The 21,513-nt window shown below is 70.7% G+C and carries 25 protein-coding genes; 15 read left to right on the top strand and 10 right to left on the bottom strand.

Annotated features, from left to right (window positions below):
- The first annotated feature begins 19 nt into the window (after positions 1-19).
- On the top strand, positions 20-2,788 hold the full coding sequence (locus ACWF62_RS09710; protein ID WP_378508815.1) for a DNA translocase FtsK: 2,769 nt from the start codon (positions 20-22) through the stop codon (positions 2,786-2,788).
- Positions 2,789-3,009: 221 nt separating this feature from the next.
- Positions 3,010-4,008: a TerC family protein gene (locus tag ACWF62_RS09705; protein ID WP_378508814.1), complete on the top strand. Its 999-nt coding sequence runs from the start codon at positions 3,010-3,012 to the stop codon at positions 4,006-4,008.
- A 47-nt stretch (positions 4,009-4,055) separates the two neighbouring features.
- Here the strand turns inward: ACWF62_RS09705 and ACWF62_RS09700 are convergent, their stop codons facing one another.
- The gene (locus ACWF62_RS09700) at positions 4,056-4,337 is read right to left on the bottom strand and encodes a YciI family protein (protein WP_378508813.1); all 282 of its coding nucleotides are present in this window, start codon (positions 4,335-4,337) and stop codon (positions 4,056-4,058) included.
- A gap of 35 nt (positions 4,338-4,372) precedes the next feature.
- Positions 4,373-4,897, bottom strand: a complete 525-nt coding sequence (locus tag ACWF62_RS09695; RefSeq protein ID WP_378508812.1) for an amino-acid N-acetyltransferase — start codon at positions 4,895-4,897, stop codon at positions 4,373-4,375.
- Positions 4,898-5,020: 123 nt separating this feature from the next.
- Between ACWF62_RS09695 and pgsA the strand changes: the two genes are divergently transcribed.
- The 4 genes from pgsA (at position 5,021) to ACWF62_RS09675 (ending at position 7,631) form a co-directional block, all read left to right on the top strand.
- On the top strand, positions 5,021-5,665 hold the full coding sequence (gene pgsA, locus ACWF62_RS09690; RefSeq protein ID WP_378508811.1) for a CDP-diacylglycerol--glycerol-3-phosphate 3-phosphatidyltransferase: 645 nt from the start codon (positions 5,021-5,023) through the stop codon (positions 5,663-5,665).
- The gene (locus ACWF62_RS09685; protein WP_452629945.1) at positions 5,662-6,162 is read left to right on the top strand and encodes a CinA family protein; all 501 of its coding nucleotides are present in this window, start codon (positions 5,662-5,664) and stop codon (positions 6,160-6,162) included. The genes pgsA and ACWF62_RS09685 overlap by 4 nt, the downstream gene beginning before the upstream one ends.
- 86 nt (positions 6,163-6,248) lie before the next feature.
- Positions 6,249-6,626 (top strand): helix-turn-helix domain-containing protein, encoded by a 378-nt coding sequence (locus ACWF62_RS09680; protein ID WP_452629944.1) that lies wholly within the window; start codon positions 6,249-6,251, stop codon positions 6,624-6,626.
- A 189-nt stretch (positions 6,627-6,815) separates the two neighbouring features.
- Positions 6,816-7,631, top strand: a complete 816-nt coding sequence (locus ACWF62_RS09675) for a PspA/IM30 family protein (RefSeq protein WP_378508808.1) — start codon at positions 6,816-6,818, stop codon at positions 7,629-7,631.
- Positions 7,632-7,704: 73 nt separating this feature from the next.
- Here ACWF62_RS09675 and ACWF62_RS09670 read toward each other — a convergent pair whose 3' ends face one another.
- The 3 genes from ACWF62_RS09670 to ACWF62_RS09660 are packed head-to-tail and all read right to left on the bottom strand — an operon-like array spanning position 7,705 to position 9,604.
- Positions 7,705-8,310 (bottom strand): energy-coupling factor transporter transmembrane component T family protein, encoded by a 606-nt coding sequence (locus ACWF62_RS09670; protein ID WP_378508807.1) that lies wholly within the window; start codon positions 8,308-8,310, stop codon positions 7,705-7,707.
- Positions 8,307-8,987 (bottom strand): energy-coupling factor ABC transporter ATP-binding protein, encoded by a 681-nt coding sequence (locus tag ACWF62_RS09665; protein ID WP_452629943.1) that lies wholly within the window; start codon positions 8,985-8,987, stop codon positions 8,307-8,309. The genes ACWF62_RS09670 and ACWF62_RS09665 overlap by 4 nt, the downstream gene beginning before the upstream one ends.
- An 8-nt stretch (positions 8,988-8,995) precedes the next feature.
- Positions 8,996-9,604: a biotin transporter BioY gene (locus ACWF62_RS09660; RefSeq protein WP_452629942.1), complete on the bottom strand. Its 609-nt coding sequence runs from the start codon at positions 9,602-9,604 to the stop codon at positions 8,996-8,998.
- A gap of 228 nt (positions 9,605-9,832) precedes the next feature.
- Between ACWF62_RS09660 and ACWF62_RS09655 the strand changes: the two genes are divergently transcribed.
- Positions 9,833-10,006, top strand: coding sequence for a hypothetical protein (locus ACWF62_RS09655; protein WP_378508804.1), 174 nt, complete (start codon positions 9,833-9,835; stop codon positions 10,004-10,006).
- A gap of 71 nt (positions 10,007-10,077) precedes the next feature.
- Positions 10,078-10,785 carry a PIG-L deacetylase family protein gene (locus ACWF62_RS09650; RefSeq protein ID WP_378508860.1) on the top strand — a complete coding sequence of 236 codons (708 nt, stop codon included), beginning with the start codon at positions 10,078-10,080 and terminating at the stop codon, positions 10,783-10,785.
- A 91-nt stretch (positions 10,786-10,876) separates the two neighbouring features.
- Here the strand turns inward: ACWF62_RS09650 and ACWF62_RS09645 are convergent, their stop codons facing one another.
- Positions 10,877-11,773, bottom strand: a complete 897-nt coding sequence (locus ACWF62_RS09645) for a diacylglycerol kinase (protein WP_378508803.1) — start codon at positions 11,771-11,773, stop codon at positions 10,877-10,879.
- Entirely contained in the window at positions 11,770-13,398 is a 1,629-nt protein-coding gene (locus tag ACWF62_RS09640; protein ID WP_452629941.1) for an FAD-binding oxidoreductase, read from the bottom strand. The genes ACWF62_RS09645 and ACWF62_RS09640 overlap by 4 nt, the downstream gene beginning before the upstream one ends.
- Positions 13,399-13,462: 64 nt before the next feature.
- Between ACWF62_RS09640 and ACWF62_RS09635 the strand changes: the two genes are divergently transcribed.
- From ACWF62_RS09635 to recX, 7 genes are all read left to right on the top strand, one after another.
- The gene (locus ACWF62_RS09635; protein WP_378508801.1) at positions 13,463-14,050 is read left to right on the top strand and encodes a TetR/AcrR family transcriptional regulator; all 588 of its coding nucleotides are present in this window, start codon (positions 13,463-13,465) and stop codon (positions 14,048-14,050) included.
- Positions 14,051-14,072: 22 nt separating this feature from the next.
- On the top strand, positions 14,073-15,575 hold the full coding sequence (locus ACWF62_RS09630) for a glycerol-3-phosphate dehydrogenase/oxidase (protein WP_452629940.1): 1,503 nt from the start codon (positions 14,073-14,075) through the stop codon (positions 15,573-15,575).
- A 77-nt stretch (positions 15,576-15,652) separates the two neighbouring features.
- The gene (locus ACWF62_RS09625; RefSeq protein ID WP_378508799.1) at positions 15,653-16,183 is read left to right on the top strand and encodes a DinB family protein; all 531 of its coding nucleotides are present in this window, start codon (positions 15,653-15,655) and stop codon (positions 16,181-16,183) included.
- A gap of 95 nt (positions 16,184-16,278) precedes the next feature.
- Entirely contained in the window at positions 16,279-17,445 is a 1,167-nt protein-coding gene (locus ACWF62_RS09620) for a glycosyltransferase (protein ID WP_452629939.1), read from the top strand.
- A 58-nt stretch (positions 17,446-17,503) separates the two neighbouring features.
- A complete protein-coding gene (locus ACWF62_RS09615) occupies positions 17,504-17,698 on the top strand; it encodes a DUF3046 domain-containing protein (RefSeq protein WP_378508797.1) in 195 nt (64 codons plus the stop codon).
- A 226-nt stretch (positions 17,699-17,924) separates the two neighbouring features.
- A complete protein-coding gene (gene recA, locus ACWF62_RS09610; protein ID WP_378508796.1) occupies positions 17,925-18,968 on the top strand; it encodes a recombinase RecA in 1,044 nt (347 codons plus the stop codon).
- A 10-nt stretch (positions 18,969-18,978) separates the two neighbouring features.
- Positions 18,979-19,617 carry a recombination regulator RecX gene (gene recX / locus ACWF62_RS09605; protein ID WP_378508795.1) on the top strand — a complete coding sequence of 213 codons (639 nt, stop codon included), beginning with the start codon at positions 18,979-18,981 and terminating at the stop codon, positions 19,615-19,617.
- A 45-nt stretch (positions 19,618-19,662) separates the two neighbouring features.
- On the opposite strand, the gene ACWF62_RS09600 is transcribed toward recX, so the two are convergent.
- From ACWF62_RS09600 to ACWF62_RS09590, 3 genes are read right to left on the bottom strand one after another with little or no spacing between them, the layout of a single operon-like run.
- Positions 19,663-19,872 (bottom strand): hypothetical protein, encoded by a 210-nt coding sequence (locus tag ACWF62_RS09600; protein ID WP_378508794.1) that lies wholly within the window; start codon positions 19,870-19,872, stop codon positions 19,663-19,665.
- Positions 19,872-20,759, bottom strand: a complete 888-nt coding sequence (locus ACWF62_RS09595) for an amino acid ABC transporter permease (protein ID WP_378508793.1) — start codon at positions 20,757-20,759, stop codon at positions 19,872-19,874. The genes ACWF62_RS09600 and ACWF62_RS09595 overlap by 1 nt, the downstream gene beginning before the upstream one ends.
- Entirely contained in the window at positions 20,756-21,436 is a 681-nt protein-coding gene (locus tag ACWF62_RS09590) for an amino acid ABC transporter permease (RefSeq protein ID WP_378508792.1), read from the bottom strand. The genes ACWF62_RS09595 and ACWF62_RS09590 overlap by 4 nt, the downstream gene beginning before the upstream one ends.
- Positions 21,437-21,513: the final 77 nt, after the last annotated feature.

Raw genomic sequence — 21,513 nt, 5'->3', positions numbered from 1 at the left:
AGCGACTAACCTGGCCGTCATGGCTGGTAAGTCCGGGACCCGATCCACCACGAGCACGCCGCGGTCCGCACCGCGGGGCGGGGCCTCGGGTGGGTCGTCGGCCGCCCGGGGCGCGAAGGGGGCGGGAGCGAAGGGCGCGACGGCGCGCAGCCGGACCACGAAGACCGTCAGCACCCCCCGAAAGGCAACGGCGCCGCGACCCGCCACGCGCAGGCCCGCGAACCGTAGGCCCGCGCCCCGGAAGTCGGGCGGCGCGCTCCAGTCCGTCGGCGCCGGACTCGGCCGGGGGTGGACGCTGATGGCCCGCGGGGTCGGGGCCGCGACCCGCACCGTCGGGCGCGCGGGCGACATCGAGCACGGGCATCGGCGGGACGGGATCGCGCTCGGCCTGATCGCGGTCAGTGCGGTGATCGCCGCCGCCATGTGGTTCTCGGCGGGCGGCCCGGTCGGCGGGTGGATCGAAACCGGGGTTCGGGGGTTGTTCGGCGGTGCCGCTGCGATGCTGCCCGTGGTCGGTGTCGTGGTCGCGGTGATCCTGATGCGCACCGAACCGAAACCCGACATCCGTCCCCGTCTGGTGCTCGGGTCGCTGCTCGTCGCGGTCCCCGCGCTCGGCGTCTACCACGTGATCAGCGGGGAACCGCGGGACGCGGACGGGCGCGCAACGGGGGCGGGCATCGTGGGGTCCGTCGCTGGCGGCCCGCTCACCGACGGCGTCACCTTCTGGCTGTCGGTGCCGCTGCTGCTCCTCGCGATGTGCTTCGGTGTCCTGCTGCTCACGGGGACGACGGTCCGCGAGGTTCCGGCGCGGCTGCGGGCGTTGGTCGGGGCGTCGCATTCGGACGGCGAGCACGAACCGTATGACGACGAGGAGGACGTCGGCTCCGAGTACGGCGACCACGAGCCGGACTACCTCAGGGGGCTGCGCAATCTGCGCCCGTCTCGGCGGCGCGCCGAGGCCGACTACGACCCCGCGCTCTTCGACGCCGACGGCTACCCGGTCGACGACGACCGCGCCGCGGACGGCTCCGGTCGGTACGGCGTGAACTCGTCCGGGTACGCCCGCTTCGACGACCATCCGGTCGCGACGGACCCGGAATCGAACTATCCGCTCGACGAGGGATACGCGCCGACCGAGGTGCTCGTCCCGGACGCGGAGTTCGCCGCCCCGGCCGCACCCGCCGCGCCACCCGCGCCGAAGCCGAAACCGAAGCCCAAGCCGAAGCAGGCGGCGACACCGCCGCCGAAGGCCGACGACGAACCGGAGATGCTGATCCCGGATCGGGTGGTCGAGGGCGACTACACGCTGCCGCCCGCGTCGCTGCTGATCGACGGCGATCCACCGAAGACCGGGAGCTCCGCGAACCAGGCGATGATCGACGCGATCTCCGAGGTGCTCCTGCAGTTCAAGATCGACGCCGCTGTCACCGGCTACACCCGCGGTCCGACCGTCACCCGCTACGAGGTGGAACTGGGTCCGGGTGTGAAGGTCGAGAAGATCACCGCCCTGGCCCGCAACATCGCGTACGCGGTCGCGACCGACAATGTGCGGCTGCTGGCGCCGATCCCCGGCAAGTCCGCGGTCGGTATCGAGGTGCCCAACACGGACCGCGAGATGGTCCGGCTCGCCGACGTGCTCACCGCCCCGTCCACGCGTAAGGACCACCATCCGCTGGTGATCGGCCTCGGCAAGGACATCGAGGGCGACTTCGTCAGCGCGAACCTGGCGAAGATGCCGCACCTGCTGGTCGCGGGTTCCACCGGTTCCGGCAAGTCCAGCTTCGTCAACTCGATGCTGGTGTCACTGCTGCAGCGGGCCACCCCGGACGAGGTCCGGATGATCCTGATCGACCCCAAGATGGTCGAGTTGACGCCCTATGAGGGCATCCCGCACCTGATCACGCCGATCATCACCCAGCCGAAGAAGGCGGCAGCCGCGCTGGCGTGGCTGGTCGAGGAGATGGAGCAGCGGTACCAGGACATGCAGGCCAACAAGGTCCGGCACATCGACGACTTCAACAAGAAGGTCCGGTCGGGGGAGATCACCGCGCCGCTCGGCAGCGAGCGGGTGTACCGGCCGTACCCGTACATCCTGGCGATCGTCGACGAACTCGCGGACCTGATGATGACCGCCCCCCGCGACGTGGAGGAGGCGATTGTCCGGATCACCCAGAAGGCGCGCGCCGCGGGAATCCACCTGGTGCTGGCCACGCAGCGGCCGTCGGTTGACGTCGTCACCGGCCTGATCAAGACCAATGTGCCGTCCCGGCTCGCGTTCGCGACGTCGTCGCTGACCGACTCGCGGGTCATCCTCGACCAGCCCGGCGCGGAGAAGCTGATCGGCATGGGCGACGGGCTGTTCCTGCCGATGGGCGCGGGGAAGCCGACCCGCATGCAGGGCGCGTTCATCACCGACGAGGAGATCGCGGCCGTCGTCGACTTCACCAAGAATCAGGCCGAACCCGAATACACCGAGGGCGTCACCACCGCCAAGGCCGCCGAGAAGAAGGACGTCGACCCCGACATCGGCGACGACATGGACGTGCTGCTGCAGGCCGTCGAGCTGGTGGTGACCAGCCAGTTCGGATCCACGTCGATGCTGCAGCGCAAGCTGCGGGTCGGGTTCGCGAAGGCGGGGCGGTTGATGGACCTGATGGAGACCCGCGGCGTCGTCGGGCCGAGCGAGGGGTCGAAGGCGCGCGAGGTGCTGATCAAACCGGATGAACTGGACGGTCTGCTGTGGTCGATCCGCGGCGGCGACCCGGACGAATCCCCGTCCGACGACTGACCTGCTCGTTCGTGGCGAGCGGCCGATGCTGTGATTGAATGGGGAGGCTTTGGAGGGGAGTATCCCCGTGATCCGTGGCAACCTCGTCAACACGATCGGCGCCGTCGCCGCTCCGGGGTTGTCGGTCGATCGACCCGGGGCGGCACGCGGTGACGCGGCCGGCCGGTGACGTTCGGCGGGAGAGACCTCCGGTGTCCTGATCGACTACCGGAGGTCTACGAGTGCACATCACACCCCTGATCTGGATCGTCACCTGCGTGGTGATCCTTGGCCTGTTCGTCTTCGACTTCTTCGCGCACGTGCGGACACCGCACGCACCAACCCTGCGGGAGTCCGGCTTCTGGTCGGCCGTCTACATCGGCATCGCGATCCTGTTCGGCCTGTTCGTCATGTGGCAGTGGGGAACCGGCGCCGGCGGTGAGTATTTCGCCGGGTACATCACCGAGAAGGCGCTCTCGGTGGACAACCTGTTCGTGTTCGTCATCATCATGTCCAGCTTCGCGGTGCCCCGCGAATACCAGCAGAAGGTGCTGCTGATCGGCATCGTGATGGCGCTGGTGCTGCGCGGTGTGTTCATCGCCGTCGGCGCGGCCGCGATCAACGCCTACAGCTGGGTTTTCTACCTGTTCGGTTTCTTCCTCGTGTACACGGCGATCAAGCTGGTCAAGGACCACGGTGACGAGGCAGACGCGGAGGAAAAGCGCGAGAACCGGATGGTCTCGATCGTGCGCCGGTTCGTGCCGGTCAGCGAGGTGTACGACGGCGACAAGCTGGTCACCAAGATCGACGGCAGGCGTTTCGTCACCCCGCTGCTCCTTGCCCTCATCGCGATCGGCTTCACCGACATCCTGTTCGCGCTCGACTCGATTCCGGCGATCTACGGTCTGACCAAGGAGCCGTACATCGTCTTCACCGCGAACGCGTTCGCGCTGATGGGCCTGCGGCAGCTGTACTTCCTGATCGGTGGCCTGCTCGAACGGCTGGTGTACCTGTCCTACGGTCTGTCGATCATCCTGGCGTTCATCGGCGTCAAGCTCGTGCTGCACGCGCTGCACGAGAACACCCTGCCGTTCGTCAACGGCGGCGAGCACGTCACGGTCCCCGAGATCAGCATCGCGTTCTCGCTGACCGTGATCATCGGCGTGCTGATCGTCACGACCGTCGCCAGCCTGATCAAGACCCGTGGCGACAAGGACAAGGAGCCGACGACCACGGCGTGATCGCTTGTCCGCCCCGTCCCGCGTCCGCGGGGCGGGGCGCACCTGCGTCAGGCGAAGGCGCCCATCACCGGCGTCCACTCGGTGAACCGGGCACGGTCGACGAGGCCCGCCCGCCCGAACGGATCGTCGGCGAACAGGGCGCGGGCGGCGTCGACGTCCACGGCTCGGACGAGAATCAGCGCGCCGCTGCCGTCGGCGTACGGGCCGGTGCTCAGGACGGTGCCCGCGTCGACGAGGCCGGCGAGCCACCCGCGGTGGTCGGGGCGGATCTCGTCGCGGGCCGCCGCGGTCGCGGCGGCATAGCTGTATTCGACGGCGATGACGGGCATCGGAACTCGCTTTCGTTGGGGGAGGCAGGGGCGGGTCAGAGGGTCAGCAGCATGCGGGTGTTGCCGAGCGTGTTCGGCTTGACGTAGCTGAGGTCGAGGAACTCGGCGACACCGGTGTCGTAGGACCGGCACATCTCCGCGTACACCTCCGCGGTCACCGGGGTGCCCTCGATCTCGACGAAGCCGTGCCTGGCGAAGAAGTCGACCTCGAAGGTGAGCACGAAGACCCGCTCGAGTTCGAGTTGCCGCGCAACGCCGACCAATCGGGCGACAACGAGGTGGCCGACACCACGTCCCTTCACCGTCGGGTCGACCGCGACGGTCCGGATCTCACCCAGGTCGCCCCACAGCACGTGCAGCGCGCCGCAGCCGACGACCTCGCCGCCGATCTCGGCGACCCAGAACTCCTGCACCGCCTCGTACAGGGTCACCAGGTTCTTTTCCAGCAGGATGCGGCCGGCGTAGATGTCGATCAGGCGCTTGATGTCCGGGACGTCCGAGGTGCGTGCGCGGCGGACGAGCAGCGGGTCCGGGTCGGACTGGGCAACGCCTGAAGTCATGGGGTGAACAGTAGTCGGGGCACGAAACGATATTCTGGGCGATGTGCCGTCCCGTCTTATCTCCGCCCGCGTCGCTGACGCCTCGGGCGTGCGCCCCCGTTGCGCCGGTCGCGGAGCCCGAAAATGACCGCGCAGCAGCGGGCCTCGGACGGTCTCGCGGTGTCGTCGACCGAGGGCTCCGACGCGGCGGCTGGGCGCCCCGTCCCGGTGCTGAACATCGCGAACGTGCTGACGATGCTCCGGATCCTGCTGGTCCCGGTGTTCCTGCTTCTGCTGTTCGTCGGCGACGGGCACGAGACGCCGTGGCGGATCGCGGCGGCCGCGGTGTTCGCGATCGCGGCGATCACCGATCGGATCGACGGCCAGGTGGCCCGCAAGTACGGGCTGGTGACCGACTTCGGCAAACTCGCGGACCCGATCGCGGACAAGGCCCTGATCGGCGCGGCGCTCGTCGGCCTGTCGATCCTGGGTGACCTGAGCTGGTGGGTGACCGGCGTCATCGCCGCCCGCGAAATCGGCGTCACCGTCCTGCGGTTCGCGGTCCTGCGGCACGGGGTGATCCCGGCCAGCCGCGGCGGCAAGGTCAAGACGTTGGTGCAGTCCGTCGCGATCGGTCTGTATCTGCTGCCGCTGTCCGGTGCCGTGGCGACCGCGGCCGCCGTCCTGATGGGTGCCGCGGTGTTGCTCACCGTCGTTACCGGACTCGACTACGTGATTCAGTCGATCCGGCTGCGCGCGGGCGTGCACACCCGCCACCCGGCGCCATGACCGATCCGCTGACCGACGGCACCGAGGTCGTCGCGCTGGTTGCGGCGCTGACCGAACGACGGGAAACCGTCGCGACCGCCGAATCCCTGACCGCCGGGCTGCTTGCCGCGACGATCGCGGGCGTGCCCGGCGCCAGTGTTGTGCTGCGTGGCGGACTGATCGTGTACGCCACTGACCTGAAGGTAGGCCTGGCCGGGGTGTCGGCGGCGACGCTCGCCGCGGACGGCCCGGTCGCCGCGAGCACCGCCGCCGAACTCGCCACCGGGGCCGCCGCGCGCTGCGGCTCGGACTGGGGGATCGGGCTCACCGGTGTCGCCGGACCCGACCCGCAGGACAGCACCCCGGTCGGAACGGTGTTCCTCGGGGTCGCGGGCCGGGACGGGGTCGCCGTCCGGCGGCTGACGTTGCCGGGTGGTCGCTGGGAGATTCGCCGCGCGGCCGTCGCCGAGGCCGTGTCGGACGTCCTCGGTCGCGTGCGTTCCGGTGCGGCGGGATAGGGTCGGGAACCAACTCGACATGGCGGCTCGTTGAACCAACAGGACTCGTCGTACGACCCGTCGGGGGCAAGTGAAGGAGGTGCCAGATGACCGTGTTGTTGCGAGAAGCGCTCGGGGACAGTCTGCGGCGCACGAGGGTGGCCCAGAGCCGCACGCTGCGCGAGGTGTCGAGCTCGGCGCGTGTCAGCCTGGGATACCTTTCCGAAGTCGAACGGGGGCGGAAGGAGGCGTCGAGCGAACTGCTCGCCGCGATCTGCGACGCGCTCGACGTTCCGCTGTCGGACGTGCTCCACGACGTCAGCGAGACGCTGTCGGACGCGACCGCGGTACGTGCCGGGGCCGTCACCACCGAGACCGCGGGCTCCGCGATGCCCGAGGTCGTGCACGCGGCGGCGCCGCGCATCGACGGGGACACCCGGGTGGTGATTCCGGCGCCGCAGGCGACGGCATTGGCCGCCGCCTGACGGTCCGCTCGGGGGCGGTTCGGTCGGTCCGCTCGCTTCAGCCGGACCGGATTCGGGTCGGCGCGGATGGTTCGCGGTGGTGCCGGATCGCTGTAGATTCGACGAGGACAGTGGCGCAAGGCGGTGTGCGACGGTCGCGCACCGGGTCGCGGATGACGCGGCGCATCAGATGGAGGCAGGATCACACCCATGGCTAACCCGTTCGTCAAGGGCTGGAAGTACCTGATGGCGCTCTTCAACTCGAAAATCGACGAGAAGGCGGACCCGAAGGTTCAGATTCAGCAGGCAATCGAGGACGCGCAGCGCCAGCACCAGGCACTCTCGCAGCAGGCCGCATCGGTCATCGGCAACCAGCGCCAGCTGGAGATGAAGCTGAGCCGCCAGCTCGACGAGGTGGAGAAGCTCAACGCGAACGCTCGTCAGGCCGTCACCCTGGCGGACCAGGCCGCCACCGCGGGCGACAACGAGAAGGCGATCCAGTACACCAACGCCGCCGAGGCCTTCGCCGCACAGCTGGTGACGGCCGAACAGTCCGTCGAGGACCTGAAGGTGCTGCACGACCAGTCGCTGCAGGCGGCCGCGCAGGCGAAGAAGGCCGTCGAACAGAACGCGATGGCGTTGCAGGCCAAGGTCGCCGAGCGCACCAAGCTGCTCAGCCAGCTCGAGCAGGCCAAGATGCAGGAGAAGGTCAGCGACTCGCTGCGGTCGATGGACGCCACCCTGTCCGCGCCGGGCAACACCCCCAGCCTCGACGCGGTGCGCGACAAGATCGAACGCCGCTACGCGGACGCGCTCGGCTCCGCGGAGCTGGCTCAGAACTCCGTCCAGGGACGGATGATGGAGGTCCAGCAGGCCAGCGTGCAGATGGCAGGCCACAGTCGTCTCGAGCAGATCCGCGCCTCGATGAAGGGCGACGCGCTTCCGTCCGGGGGCGGTGCCACTCCGGCGGCAGCGCCGCAGACCCCGGCGGCTGCCCCGAAGACCGAGGGTCCCGCCGCGCAGTAGTTCCACACCGACGCCAGGCCCGGTCCGGACATCGTCCGGGCCGGGCCTGGCGTCGTTTTCCGACCCGCGTTCGTCAGTCGTCGACGCCGCGCGCGGCGAGGGCCTCGCCCATCGCGTCGGCCGTGCGGACGGCACCGATCACGACCGGGACGGCCAGGGCCCGCAGGGAGAAGCCGAGACCACGGGCCTTGCGGGCCTCGGTCACCTCGGCGACCAGCCCGGCAAGCAGCGGGATGCAGCGGATCGTCATCGCCAGCACCAGACCGACCCGGTTGGGGTCCACCCCGAACCGCCGGAACGGCCCGAGGATCCGGTGCAGCGCGTCGAGCATGTCCAGTACCCGGGTGGTCAGGGACACCAGTGCCGCGACGGCGACGGACAGCAGCAGCACCCCGCACACCACCAGCGCACGTCGCCACCCGGTGAAGACGACCTGAAACACCGCGATGAACGCGAGCATCCACAGCACCGGACGCAACTGGGCGAGCACCACCCGTGCGGGGATGCGGGCGATGCCGAACCCGGCGATCACCACGACCGCGGCGGGCGCCAGCTGCCACGGCTGCCGAACGAACGCCGCGAGCCCGATGAGGAACAGCACCAACCCGATCAGCTTCCCGCCCGCGGGCAGCCGGTGCAGCACGGACCGCCCCGGTCGGTACAGGCCGAGCGTCGTCACCCGGCGAGCCGTCGATAGAAGCCGATCGCCTCGGCGGGCGCGCCGTCGGCGGCGACGCCCCCGGAGTCGATGACGATGACCCGGTCGAAGTCCGCGAGCAGGTCCAGATGGTGGGTCACCGCGATCAGCTGCTGCGGCAGCGCCGCGAAGGTGTCCGAGACCAGCCGGGTGTTGCGCAGGTCCAGCAGCGTGGTCGGCTCGTCGGCGACGATCACCTCGGGCTCGGTGACCATGATCGCCGCGAGCGCCAGCAGCTGCTTCTGCCCGCCGGACAGCTGGTGGGTGGGGTGGTCGGCGTGCCCGGCGAGCCCGAACCGGCCGAGCACGCTGGCGACCCGCGCGTCCCGGGCGGCGGCGGGCAGCCCCGACCGCTTGAGGGAGAACGCGATGTCCTCGGCGACGGTCGGCATGATGATCTGATGGTCGGGGTCGGTGAACACGAACCCCACCTTGCGACGCACCTTCCTGCCGTCGCGGGCGGTGTCGAGTCCGTCGACGGTCACCGTCCCGGCGGTGGGGACCACCAGCCCGTTGATCATTCGTGCGAGTGTCGACTTGCCGCTGCCGTTGGCACCGACGATCCCGATGCGGGATTCGGTGAGGGTCAGGTCCACCTCGCGCAGGACGGCGCGTTCCCCGTAGCGGTGCGCGACGGACCGGAACCGGATCTCGGTCATCGGCGGGGTCAGGCGGCGTCGGCGGCGGGCGCCGCTGGCGCCCGGCAGCCGGTCAGCAGGGCGGGGTACGCCCGGTGCACCTGGGCGGCGACGACGGCGGCGACCACCGCCTTGATCGCGTCGCCGGGAAGGAAGGTCACGTTCGCCGACAGCGCGGCCACCAGCGTCAGGTCGGTGCGCAGCAGCATGCCCGCGATCCCGCAGGCGTACAGCACGACGATCCCGCCGAGCAGGTTGATCAGGGTCCCGACGATCGCGTTGTAGCGGGGCAGCGCCTTGACGGTCAGCCACCCGATCAGCGCGGCGGTCGGGATCCAGCCGATCAGGAAGCCCGCGGTCGGGCTGGCCAGCGCGGTCAGGGTGGTGCGCCCGCCTGCGAGGACGGGCAGGGCCATCCCGACCGCGATCACGGTCAGCACGGCCAGCGATCCCTTGCGGGCGCCGAGGAGCGCGCCCGCGACCATCACGCCGAGACTCTGCAGGGTGATCGGCACGCCGGAGGTGCCGATGGTGATGGTGCCGGGCAGGCCGAGGGCGATGATCAGCGCCGCGAAGACCGCGACCTGGGCGAGGTCGCGCGCGGTCAGTGCCGGGGCGCCGGAGATTCGGGAGGACACGGGTGGTGCAGAGCTCCTAGGTGGCGGGGACCGGTCGAGCTTATGTCAGGCGCGTCGGCCGATGGGCTCCTCCACCCGGTCCGGGCGGCCGCGGGGCATGGGGGTTCACCCTGATCTTTCCCTGATCTTGCCGTTGAGCTGGTGATTTACCGGCGCGATCCTGTCAGGCTGGACGGCAGCGGACCGCCAACTCGTGGTGGTTCGGCCCGCAAGAAACGGAGAACCATCGTGTTCTGGAAGATTCTCGGTGTCGTTGCGCTGGTGTGGATCGCACTGGCCCTGGTCGGGGTGCTGGTGAAGGGCCTGTTCTGGATCCTCGCCGTCAGCGCCGTGGTGTTCGGTGTGTACCTGCTGGTCAAGGCGTTCTCGGATTCGGACTCGCAGAAGGTCACGAAGATCTAGGCGTGCTGCCCGGGCGCGTCTCGCCACCCGAACCGGTATCCGGCGGCATGCTCGTTGGCATGGAGCCCACGATCGAACCGATTCCCGAGGACTGGCAGCGCGGCGTGGTGATCGTCGCGCATCCCGACGACATCGAATACGGCTGCGCGGCGGCCGTTGCCCGGTGGACCGCGCAGGGCAAGGACGTCCGCTACGTCCTCGTCACGCGGGGGGAGGCGGGGATCGAGGGGGTCCCGCCCGCCGAGTGCGGACCGCTGCGGGAGGCGGAGCAACTCCGGTCCGCCCGGGTCGTCGGGGTCACCGAGGTCGAGTTCCTCGGCCTCCGGGACGGCACCGTCGAGTACGGCCCGGCGCTGCGCGCCGCGATCGCCGGGGCGATCCGCAGGCACCGGCCCGAGATCGTCGTCACCCTGACTCATCACGAGGCCGTGGTCCCCGGACGCCGCAACAGCGCCGACCACCGGGCCGTCGGGTTGGCCGCACTGGACGCGATCGCGGACGCCGCGAACGAGTGGATCTTCCCGGACCTGCCCGAACCGCGCTGGTCGGGTGTGCGGTGGGCGGCGGTGACCGGGCCGTCCGGGCACACGCACGCCGCTGACGTGACGGCAACGGTCGACCTCGCGGTCGCGTCCCTTGCCGAGCATGCCCGCTACCTCGCCGCGCTCAGCGACGTCCCGGTCGCGGAGCAGGCCGCCGCGCAGGTGGAGATGGCAACCGGTCCGAAGCCCGGATTCCCGGCGCCGCGGGCGGTTGGGTTCGAGTTGTTCTCGTTCTGACCCGCCCGCCGCGATGCGGTGAATGGGGGTTCATGGCGCATTTCCGGCGGCACGGTGGCACCTGAACCCCCATTCAATCCTGGGGCGTGGGTCAGTGGACCGGAGCGCCGACGATGACGCGCCCGGCCCCCCGAACGGTCTGGACGTCGATCGGCAGCGGCGCGATCCGTTCCCCGTCCGCGTACGCGGTGATACCCGCCGCCTCCACCCGCACCGAGGCGGAGCGGAAGACCCGCACCTCGTCGAGCGACACGTGGGTCCCCTTGTAGACGGTGGGGAACAGCCGGACCAGCTTCCATCGGCTGCCCGGAGCGATGACGACGACGTCGAACAGTCCGTCGGTCAGGCTCGCGTCCGGCGCGATGAGCATCCCGCCGCCGTACGAGGTGCCGTTCCCGATCGAGACCATCGCCGCGTCCAGATCGAGGGTGCGGTCGTCGAGCACGATCCGATACGGGATCGCCCGCAGGCTCGCCAGTTCCGCGAGCATCGCGAGGTTGTAGCGCATCGGGCCCCGCGGCCAGCGCATCCGGTTCGCCCGTTCGGTGACGAGGGAATCGAAACCGCCGCACAGCACCGTGCCGAACCAGTGCGCGGCCGCGCCGACGGTGACCCGTCCGAGGTCGACGTCGGCCGTCTCGCCCTCGGCGACGATGTCCGCCGCCGCGACCGGGTCGTCGACCGGGATGTGGAACAGTCGGGCATGGTCGTTGCCGGTCCCGCCGGGGATGATGCCCAGCGGCACCCCGGATTCCGCGACCGCCTGCCAGGCGATGTTGATCAGCCCGTCGCCGCCGACCGCGACGAGGGCGTCGGTGCCTGCCTCGACCGCGGCGCGGGCCAGCTGCAGGGCCTCGGCAGGGGAGCCGCCCTCGATCGCGGTGATGTCGATGCCCCGCTCGCGCAGGCGCGCCGTCGCGGCCGCGGCCACCTCGTGCGGGTGTCCGCCGCCGGCGTGCGGGTTCGTCAGCACCGTCACCGATCTCATGGGATCAGCTTGCCGGGGTTGAGGATGCCGACGGGGTCGAGCGCGTCCTTGACCGCCTGCAGGACGCTCGCACCGAGCTCGCCGACCTCGTCCGCCATCCACGGGCGGTGATCCCGGCCGACGGCGTGATGGTGGGTGATCGTTCCGCCCGCCGCGACGATGGCATCGCCCGCGGCGCGCTTGGCCGCTGACCACTGGACCAGCGGATCCGCGGCCTGCGCGCACACGACCGTGAAGTACAGCGACGCGCCGGTCGGGTAGGTGTGCGAGATGTGGCACATCACGAGGGGCGCGGTGCCCTGCGCGGTCAGGGATTCGGTGAGGGCCGTGGTGACGGCGTCGCGGAGGGTCGCCAGGTTGGACCAGGTGGTCGCCGTCTCCAGGGTCTCGACGACCGCGCCCGCGTTCAGCAGTGCATCGCGCTGGTAGGGGGCGGAGAAGCGGCCGTGCTCCCAGGATCGGGCGGGCCCGTCGCCGAGGTCGGTTCCGCCTGCGGCGGCGAGCAGGGCGCCCGCCTCCTCGGAGCGGGCCCGCACGTGCGCCTCGGTGCCCTCGAACGTGGTGATGGCCAGGCATCCCGACGTGGGGCTCTCGCCACCGATGTCCCCGGCCAGCGCCAGGTTGATGCCGGTCTCCGCCTCATCCGACAGGCGCATCACCGTCGGTGCGGCGCCGGTCTGGACCACCGTCCGCAGTGCGTGCGCGCCGGTCTCGAAGTCGGGGAACGACCAGGCGCGGTAGGCGGTGGTCGCGGGCACCGGGTGCACCCGGACGGTGACCTCCGTGATGACGCCGAAGGTGCCCTCCGAGCCGACGAGCAGCTCGCGCAGGTCCGGTCCCGCGGCCGACGCCGGGCCGCGGCCGAGGCTGAGGGTGCCTGCCGGGGTCGCAACCCGCAGGTGCTGCACCATGTCGTCGAACCGGCCGTAGCCCGCGGACGCCTGCCCGGACGAGCGGGTCGCGGCGAATCCGCCGATCGTCGCGAACTGGAAGCTCTGCGGGAAGTGGCCGAGCGAAAAGCCGTGCACCCCGAGCAGTTCCTCCGCCTGCGGTCCGGTCACACCCGCCTGCAGGGTCGCGATCCCGGACACCGGATCGAGGTCGACGAGCGCGTTCAGGCGCCGCAGATCCACCGCGATCACCGTGTCGAAGCCGCCGCGGACCGGGTCGAGTCCGCCGACGACGCTGGTGCCGCCGCCGAACGGGACCACCGCGACCGTGTTCCTGGCACACCACTGCAGGAGGGCGAGGACGTTCTCGTGGGAGGCGGGCAGGACCACCGCGTCCGGGGCGTCCTGCGCCGCGGTGTCCTTGCGGCGCAACAGGTCGGGTGTGGACTTTCCGCCCGCGTGGCGGAGCCGGATCGCGGAGTCGGCGCGGACGTTGTCGGATCCGAGCAGGTCCTTGAGCGCGCGGCGGTGCGCGTCGGTGAGGGAGCTGGGCCGCAGCACGACGTCGGACTCGGCGGGGGCGGCGGCCTGCGCCGCGTCGACCCCGAGCGCCGCCCCGAGCAGGGACAGGACCTGCGGGGAGAGTTGCTTGCGGAACTCGCCGACTCCCCAGGCGTCCCACTCCATGACGGGGGCCTCGGTCGCCGGGTGCTCGGGTGCTGTGAAGTCGATCATGCGTTACAGTGTTACACACAATGTCTATTCGTAACGCTGATCTCGACCGGGGAAATGTGAACGCGTGAGCAGTGACACCGCGGCGGCCCGGTGCGTCGACGACCAGATCCTCGACGCGGCCCGGACCTGCGTCCTCGAGTTCGGCCTGCGGCGCACCACGCTCGCGGAGATCGCCCGGCGGGCCGGCGTGAGCAGGCCGACCGTCTACCGGCGCTGGCCCGACACCCGCGCAGTGGTGGGGGATCTGCTCACCCGCGAGATCGGGCTCGCGGTCCCGGCACCGTCCGGTGCTGGCCCGATGCGCGCCCAACTCGTTGCCGCGGTCGCGCAGATGGCGGACGCGGTGCGGCATCACCCCCTGTTTGTGAAGATCCTCCGATCCGACCCCGAACTGCTCATCACCTACATTGTCGAGCGGCTCGGCACCAGTCAGCGCGCGATCATCGACCATCTCGTCCCCGCGCTCGTTGCCGGCCAGGCGGACGGCTCGGTCCGGGCAGGCGACCCCGTCGCCCTCGCGACGATGCTGCTGTTGATGACGCAGTCGGCGGTCCAGTCCGCCGGAATGGTCGCCGACCTGCTCCCGCCCGACGCGCTGATCGGGGAGCTGACCGTCGCCGTCGACGCCTATCTGACCGCACCGTCCGTCTGACATCCCGGATCAGGAGTTCACCGTGCACCTCAACGCCCCGACCGCCCTCAATGCCGACCGCCGAGCGCGGGAACTGTCCGAGCTCGGTGACGGGGATCCGATCGACCTGCTGGTGATCGGCGGCGGGATCACCGGGGTCGGGGTCGCGCTGGACGCCGCGTCCCGCGGACTGCGGACCGTCCTCGTCGAACGCCGTGACCTGGCCTTCGGGACCAGTCGATGGAGTTCGAAGCTCGCGCACGGCGGACTCCGGTACCTCGCGAGCGGGAACGTTGGCATCGCCAGGGAGAGCGCCGTCGAACGCGGCATCCTGATGACCCGGACTGCGCCGCACCTGATCCGGGCGCTGCCGCAGCTGGTGCCGCTACTGCCGTCCGTCGGGCGATTCGAGAAGGCGCTGGTGCGGGCCGGATTCCTCGCCGGCGATGCGCTGCGGGCGACCGCCGGCACCCCCGCGTCGGTGCTGCCGCGCTCCCGGCGCGTCGGGTCGGCCGCGGCGATCGCCCTCGCGCCAGCGGTGCGCCGGGACGGCCTGCGCGGCGGCCTGCTCGCATACGACGGCCAGCTCGTCGACGACGCGCGACTGGTCGTCGCGATCGCCCGCACGGCGGCCGGGCACGGCGCGAAGATCCTTACCCGGGTCGGGGCGTACGACGTCACCGGTGATCGTGCGCGGCTCCGGGACGAGCTGACCGGGGAGGAGCTCACGGTGCGGGCCCGCGCGGTCGTCAATGCCGCCGGGGTGTGGGCCGGGCAGGTCGACCCCGACATCGCGCTCAAACCCAGCCGCGGCACCCACCTGGTGCTCTCCGCGGAGCGACTCGGGAACCCGACGGCGGCGCTCACCGTCCCCATTCCCGGCGAGACGAACCGCTTCGTGTTCGCGTTGCCCGCGCAGCTGGGTCGGGTCTACCTCGGGCTGACCGACGAGGCGGCACCGGGGGAGATCCCCGACGTCCCGGTGGCCACCGAGCCCGAGATCGACTTCCTGTTGACCACCGTCAACACTGCGCTGGGGGGCGACCTGACCCGCAGCGACGTGCTCGCCAGCTACGCGGGCCTGCGGCCCCTGCTCGACACCGGGGACGGTGCGACCGCGGACCTGTCCCGCAACCACGCGGTCCTCACCTCGGGCGCCGGGGTGATCAGTGTCGTCGGCGGGAAGCTGACCACCTATCGGAAGATGGCGCAGGACGCGGTCGATGCCGCGATCCTGGCCGGGGGCCTCGCGGCCGGGGCGTGTGTCACGAGGAATCTGCCGGTGGTCGGTGCGGGTGCGGCACCGACCGGGTTGCCCGCGTCGCTGATCGACCGGTACGGAGCCGAGGCGGGCAGCGTCGCCGCGGCCGGGCCCCTCGATCGGGTGGCCGACGGGATCGACGTCAGCCACGCCGAGTTGGTGTTCGCGGTCCGCAGCGAAGGGGCGCTGGACGTCGACGACCTCCTTGACCGCCGAACCCGGATCGGTCTGGTCCCCGCCGACCGGGACCGCGCACGGGACGCGGCGGTGGCCGCGCTCGGCTGAACATTGTCGGTGCGAGGTCGTACGGTGGGGCGTCCGGTTCGACACGGCTGTACCGACGTTCGGGAGCGACGCACACCATGACCACCGATCCGCAGAGCACTGCCACGACCGACATCCTCGACCTGCTCGCCGAGCAGCGCAGCACCTTCCTGATCACCTTCCGGGGCCTCGACGACGCGGGGGCCCGCACCCGGTCAACGGCCAGCGAGTTGACGCTGATCGCCCTGCTCAAGCACGTCACCGGCACCGAGCGCGGCTGGATTCGGACCCTGGTCGAGCGGGACGAGGCCGCCGAGTTCGACATGGACTCCGCGATGCAGTCGTGGACGGTCGGGTCGGACGAGACCCTTGAGGCGCTGCTCGCGGACTATGTCGTGGTGGCCCGTGAGACCGAGGCCGCGGTCCGCGACCTCGACCTCACCGAGCCGGTCCCGCTGCCGACCGCGCCGTGGGCGCCGCAGCGTCAATGGTGGAGTGGGCTGAAAATCCTCATGCACATCCTGCGGGAGACGGCCCAGCACGCCGGGCACGCCGACATCATCCGCGAGAGCCTCGACGGGGCGAACACCACCATGCAGATGGGCGCCGACGCGGGCATGGAGATCTAGCGTCGGCGACGACGAGGCGGGTGCCGCCGCCGAATCGCCTGCCACAGTCGGCCCACTCGTCACGGGCTGAGCGGGGCCTATGGCACCCTGGTCGGATGCGCGTCGCCGTCGTCGCCGGACCCGATCCCGGTCATGCCATCCCCGCCATCGCCCTGTGCCTGAAACTGATTGCCGCGGGCGATGATCCGGTGCTGTTCACCGGTGATCGCTGGCTGGACACCGCGCGCGCGGCGGGGATCTCGGCGCGCAGGCTCAAGGGTCTCGCGCCGCGGCCGGAGGACGACGACCTCGACGCGGGGGCGCGGATCCATACCCGGGCGGCGTACATCTCCACCGAGATCCTGCCCGAGCTGAGCGCGATGCTGCCCGAACTGGTGGTCTCCGACATCCTCACCGCGGGCGGCGGGATGGCCGCCGAACGGCTCGACGTGCCGTGGGTGGAGTTGTCACCGCATCCGCTGTACGCGCCGTCGACGGGCCTGCCGCCGATCGGCAGTGGCCTGGCGCCGGGGGAGGGGCTGCGTGGTCGGGCCCGCGACCGGCTGATGCGGGCGGCGACCGGCCGGTCGATCAAGCAGGGTCTGCGGCAGCGCTCCGAGGCGAGGGTCGGCGTCGGTCTGCCCGCCGAGGATCCGGGGCCGGTCGCGCGGCTGATCGCGACCCTGCCCGCCCTGGAGGTGCCCCGGCCGGACTGGCCAGACAACGCGCAGGTGGTCGGGCCGCTGCTGTGGGAGCCGACCGCGGACCTCCTCGCCCCGCCGCCCGGCGACGGGCCGTTGGTGATGATCGCGCCGTCGACCGCGCACACCGGAGCCGAGGGCATGCTCGAGATCGCGCTGGCGGCGCTCGACGGCACCGGGGTGCGGGTGGTCGCCTCCATGCTCGACACCCCTCCTGCGGACCTGCCGTCCTGGGCCAGCGCTGGGCTGGGGCGTCAGGACGCGCTGCTGGCCGACGCGTCGGTGGTGGTCTGCGGCGGCGGTCACGGCATGCTCGCCAAGACGCTCCTCGCCGGGGTGCCCGCGGTGACCGTTCCCGGCGGCGGGGACCAGTGGGAGCTGGCGAACCGTGCGGCCAGGCAGGGCAGCGCCCTGGTGGTGCGGCCGCTGTCGGGCGATGCCCTGCGCGGGGCGGTGCTGAGGATGCTGGACGACCCGTCGTTCGCGGCGGCGGCGGCCGCGGCCGCGGCGACCGCGGGCGAGGTTGCCGACCCGGTCGCGGTGTGCCGGGCGGCCGCCGCCGCTGGATCGACCCTGCCATGATCGCGCGGCGGGCGGGCGGGCCTGATGGCCGGACGGCGGCACGCGTTACCGTTGGTCCGTGCGACTGACCGAGTTCAATGAACTGGTACACGGCGAGTTCGGCCGACTCTACGGCGAATCCCTGCTGGTGGACCACGTGCTGCTCAGCCTGGGTGGCAGGACCGCCGCGCAGGCCATCGAGGCCGGTCGGGAACCGCGTGAGGTGTGGCGTGCGCTCTGCGTCGAGTTCGAGGTGCCACGAAGCCGCTGGTAGTTGCGGCGTTGGCGCCGACACGCCCATCCCGGGCCATTGACTCGAACAGGTGTTCCCCTATGCTGGGGGTGTGCTCGTCAGGTCGCGTCGGCAGAGTTTGTCGGTGTCCCCGTCTACGGTGACCACAACACAGTGAGACCCCGCTCGAACATCGGGCCGCCCGGAAATCGGGCCGCTCGACACGCGAGCTCCTGACGACACACGAGTTCCTGACTAAGGAGAACCGATGGCACCACAGGCACACGATCGCGACAAGGCGCTCGAGCTCGCACTGGCGCAGATCGACAAGAACTTCGGCAAGGGCTCGGTGATGCGTCTCGGTGAGGAGGCGCGCCAGCCCATCTCGGTGATCCCCACCGGGTCCATCGCCCTCGACGTCGCGCTCGGGATCGGCGGCCTGCCGCGCGGGCGCGTCGTCGAGATCTACGGCCCGGAGTCCTCGGGTAAGACGACCGTCGCGCTGCACGCGGTGGCGAACGCGCAGGCCGCAGGCGGTGTCGCGGCGTTCATCGACGCCGAGCACGCGCTCGACCCCGAGTACGCCCGCAAGCTCGGCGTCGACACCGACGCCCTGCTGGTCTCGCAGCCGGACACCGGTGAGCAGGCGCTGGAGATCGCGGACATGCTGATCCGCTCCGGCGCCCTCGACATCATCGTCGTCGACTCGGTGGCCGCGCTGGTGCCCCGCGCCGAGATCGAGGGCGAGATGGGCGACAGTCACGTCGGTCTGCAGGCCCGACTGATGAGCCAGGCGCTGCGGAAGATGACGGGTGCCCTGAACAACTCGGGCACCACCGCCATCTTCATCAACCAGCTGCGCGAGAAGATCGGTGTGATGTTCGGTTCGCCGGAGACCACCACCGGCGGCAAGGCGCTCAAGTTCTACTCGTCGGTGCGACTGGACGTGCGCCGTATCGAGACCCTCAAGGACGGCGGCGACGCGGTCGGCAACCGCACCCGCGTCAAGGTCGTCAAGAACAAGGTCTCGCCGCCGTTCAAGCAGGCCGAGTTCGACATCCTCTACGGCCAGGGCATCTCCAAGGAGGGCTCGCTGATCGACATGGGTGTCGAGCACGGCTTCATCCGCAAGTCGGGGTCGTGGTTCACCTACGAGGGTGACCAGCTGGGGCAGGGCAAGGAAAACGCCCGCAAGTTCCTGCTGGAGAACACCGACATCCGCGACGAGATCGAGAAGAAGATCAAGGAGAAGCTGGGCATCGGCGCCGACGTGACCGCCGAGGACGCGGGCGACGCACCCGCCGACTTCTAGGACACCGCCCATGGAACAGGACGACCGCCCGCGGGCGTCCCGTCGCCGGGCCGATGAGTCGCGACGATCCGGTGCCGGCGCGGCGAGACGCGCCGCCGCCGACGTGGGCTCCCGCAGTCCTGCCGAGCAGGAGGCGCAGGCGAAGGACCTGTGCCTGCGCCTCCTGACCGACCGCGCGCGCAGCCGCACGGAACTGGCCACCAAGCTCACCGACAAGGGCTACCACCCCGACGTGATCGTCGGGGTGCTCGACCGGCTCACCGAGGTGGGTCTCGTCGACGACGCCGCGTTCGCGGCGCAGTGGGTGCACTCCCGGCACACCTATTCCGGCAAGGGCAAGCGGGCGCTGGCGATGGAGTTGCGCACCAAGGGGGTCGCGCCGGACATCGCGGCGACCGCGCTCGACCGCATCGACGTCGACGACGAACGTAAACGGGCCACCGAACTGGTGCGGCGCAAGCTGCGCACCGCATCCCTCGACTTCGAGGTCGACGGACCGGGCGGTCGCAGCAGCGACCGCGACCGACTCGTCCGGCGGCTGGTGTCGATGCTCGCCCGCCGCGGCTATCCGCAGGGCATGTGCTTCGACGTGGTGAAGACCGAACTCGCGCGGGCCGGTTCGGATGACGAGGGTCTCGACGCCGGGTGACGGTCCACGCCGCGCGGGCCCGGCGGGCCGTCCCCGTCCGCCGGGTCAGAACCGGACCAGGGTGAGCGCCAGCCAGACCGCACCCAGGATCATCAACGCCCACCCGGCCAGCGCCACGAACGGGAAGTAGACGACCGGCGGCACGAACGCCCACAGGATCACCGCGCAGGCCGTCGCGACGAGCACCGACACCGCGGCGACGGTCGCCCGCCACCACCGCGGCGGGACCGGCCGCGCCGCACCTTCCCCGGTCATCACACCTTTGCGGTCAGGTCCATGCCCGGCGCGGCGGGCGGTACCGCAGGCGTGGCCGCCGGGCGCCCCTTCCGTCCGCTGCGCAACCGCCTCTCGACGTACGTCGCCAGTGCGGACAGCGCCGAGTTCAGCACGATCATGATCGCCGCGACCACCAGCAGTGCGGGCAGGTAGTTGCCGTAGAACGCGCCGAGCTGCTGGCCGGACCGGACCACCTCGACGTACCCGATGAGGTAGCCGAGCGCGGAATCCTTCAGCGCAACCACCATCTGCGAGATGATCGCGGGCAGCATCGCCGCGATCGCCTGCGGCAGCAGGATGCTCCGCATGATCAGGCTCTTGCGCATGCCCAGCGCCCGCGCGGCCTCCGACTGCCCCTTCGGGAGCGAGGCGATGCCCGCGCGCACGATCTCCGCGATCACCGACCCGTTGTAGAGGGTCAGGCCGGTGATGACCGCGGCCAGCGCCAGGTAGGTCGACTTGAACACCTGGTAGTCGGCGAACACCTGGTACGCGAAGATCATCAGGATCAGCACCGGGATTGCCCGGAACACTTCCACGATCACCCCGGAGACCACGCGGACCGCCCGATGTTCCGACAGTCGCCCGACGCCGAGCAGGACGCCGAGCAGCAGCGCCAGCACGATCGACACCGCCGCCGCGATCAGGGTGCCGCGGATGCCGGGGACGAGGTACGTCGTCCACGACGAGGACTCGAGGAACGGCTCCCACTTCTCCGCCGTCAACTGCCCCTTCCCGTCGAGGGCGCGGTACACGAGGTATCCGACGGCGACGAGCACCGCGGCGGCAACGACCGACCCGAGGCGGTGGAGCCTGCGGGCCCGGGGACCCGGCGCGTCGTAGAGGACCGTTGCCCCGGTGCTCATCGGGCCACCTCCAACCGCTTGCCGAGATACCCGAACAGCAGACCCATCGGCAGCGTCAGGATCACAAAGCCGAGCGCGAAGATGCCGCCGACGACGAAGATCGCGGCCTCGTTCTCGATCATCGTCTTCATCAGCAGCGAGGCCTCCGCGACGCCGATCACCGAGGCGATCGTGGTGTTCTTGGTCAGGGCGATCAGCACGCTGCCGAGCGGTGCGATCACCGCCCGGAACGCCTGCGGCAGCACGATCAGCCGCAGGTTCTGCCCGAACGTGAGACCGAGGGAGCGGCCCGCCTCGGCCTGCCCGACGTGGACGGTGTTGATGCCGGCGCGCAGCGACTCGCACACGAAGGCGGCGGTGTAGACGCTCAGGCCGAGCACCGCGAGCCGGAAGTTGTTGTCCACCAGGAAGGTCGGTGAGTTCTCCGGCGAGAGTCGAACACCCATCGTCTGATAGAGGCCGAACGAGCAGAAGATGACGATCAGCGTCAGCGGGGTGTTCCGGAACACGGTCACGTACGCGGCCCCGAGCCACCGCGCCACCGGCACCGGCGACACCCGCATCGCGGCCAGCACGGTGCCGATGACGAGGGCACCGATCGCGGCGAGCACGGTCAATTCGATCGTCGTCCAGAACGCGGAGATCAGCTGATCCCCGTACTTGGTGAGCAGGTTCACGGACGTTCCTTCTTCGTCCCCGCGCACCGTGCGTGATTTTTACCCCCATCGGGGTGAAACTCACGCACGGGCGCGGA

It is taken from the genome of Rhodococcus sp. NPDC054953, assembly GCF_053609225.1.
The sequence above is the reverse complement of the archived record's forward strand: the minus strand, read 5'-3'. Positions and strand labels throughout refer to the sequence as shown.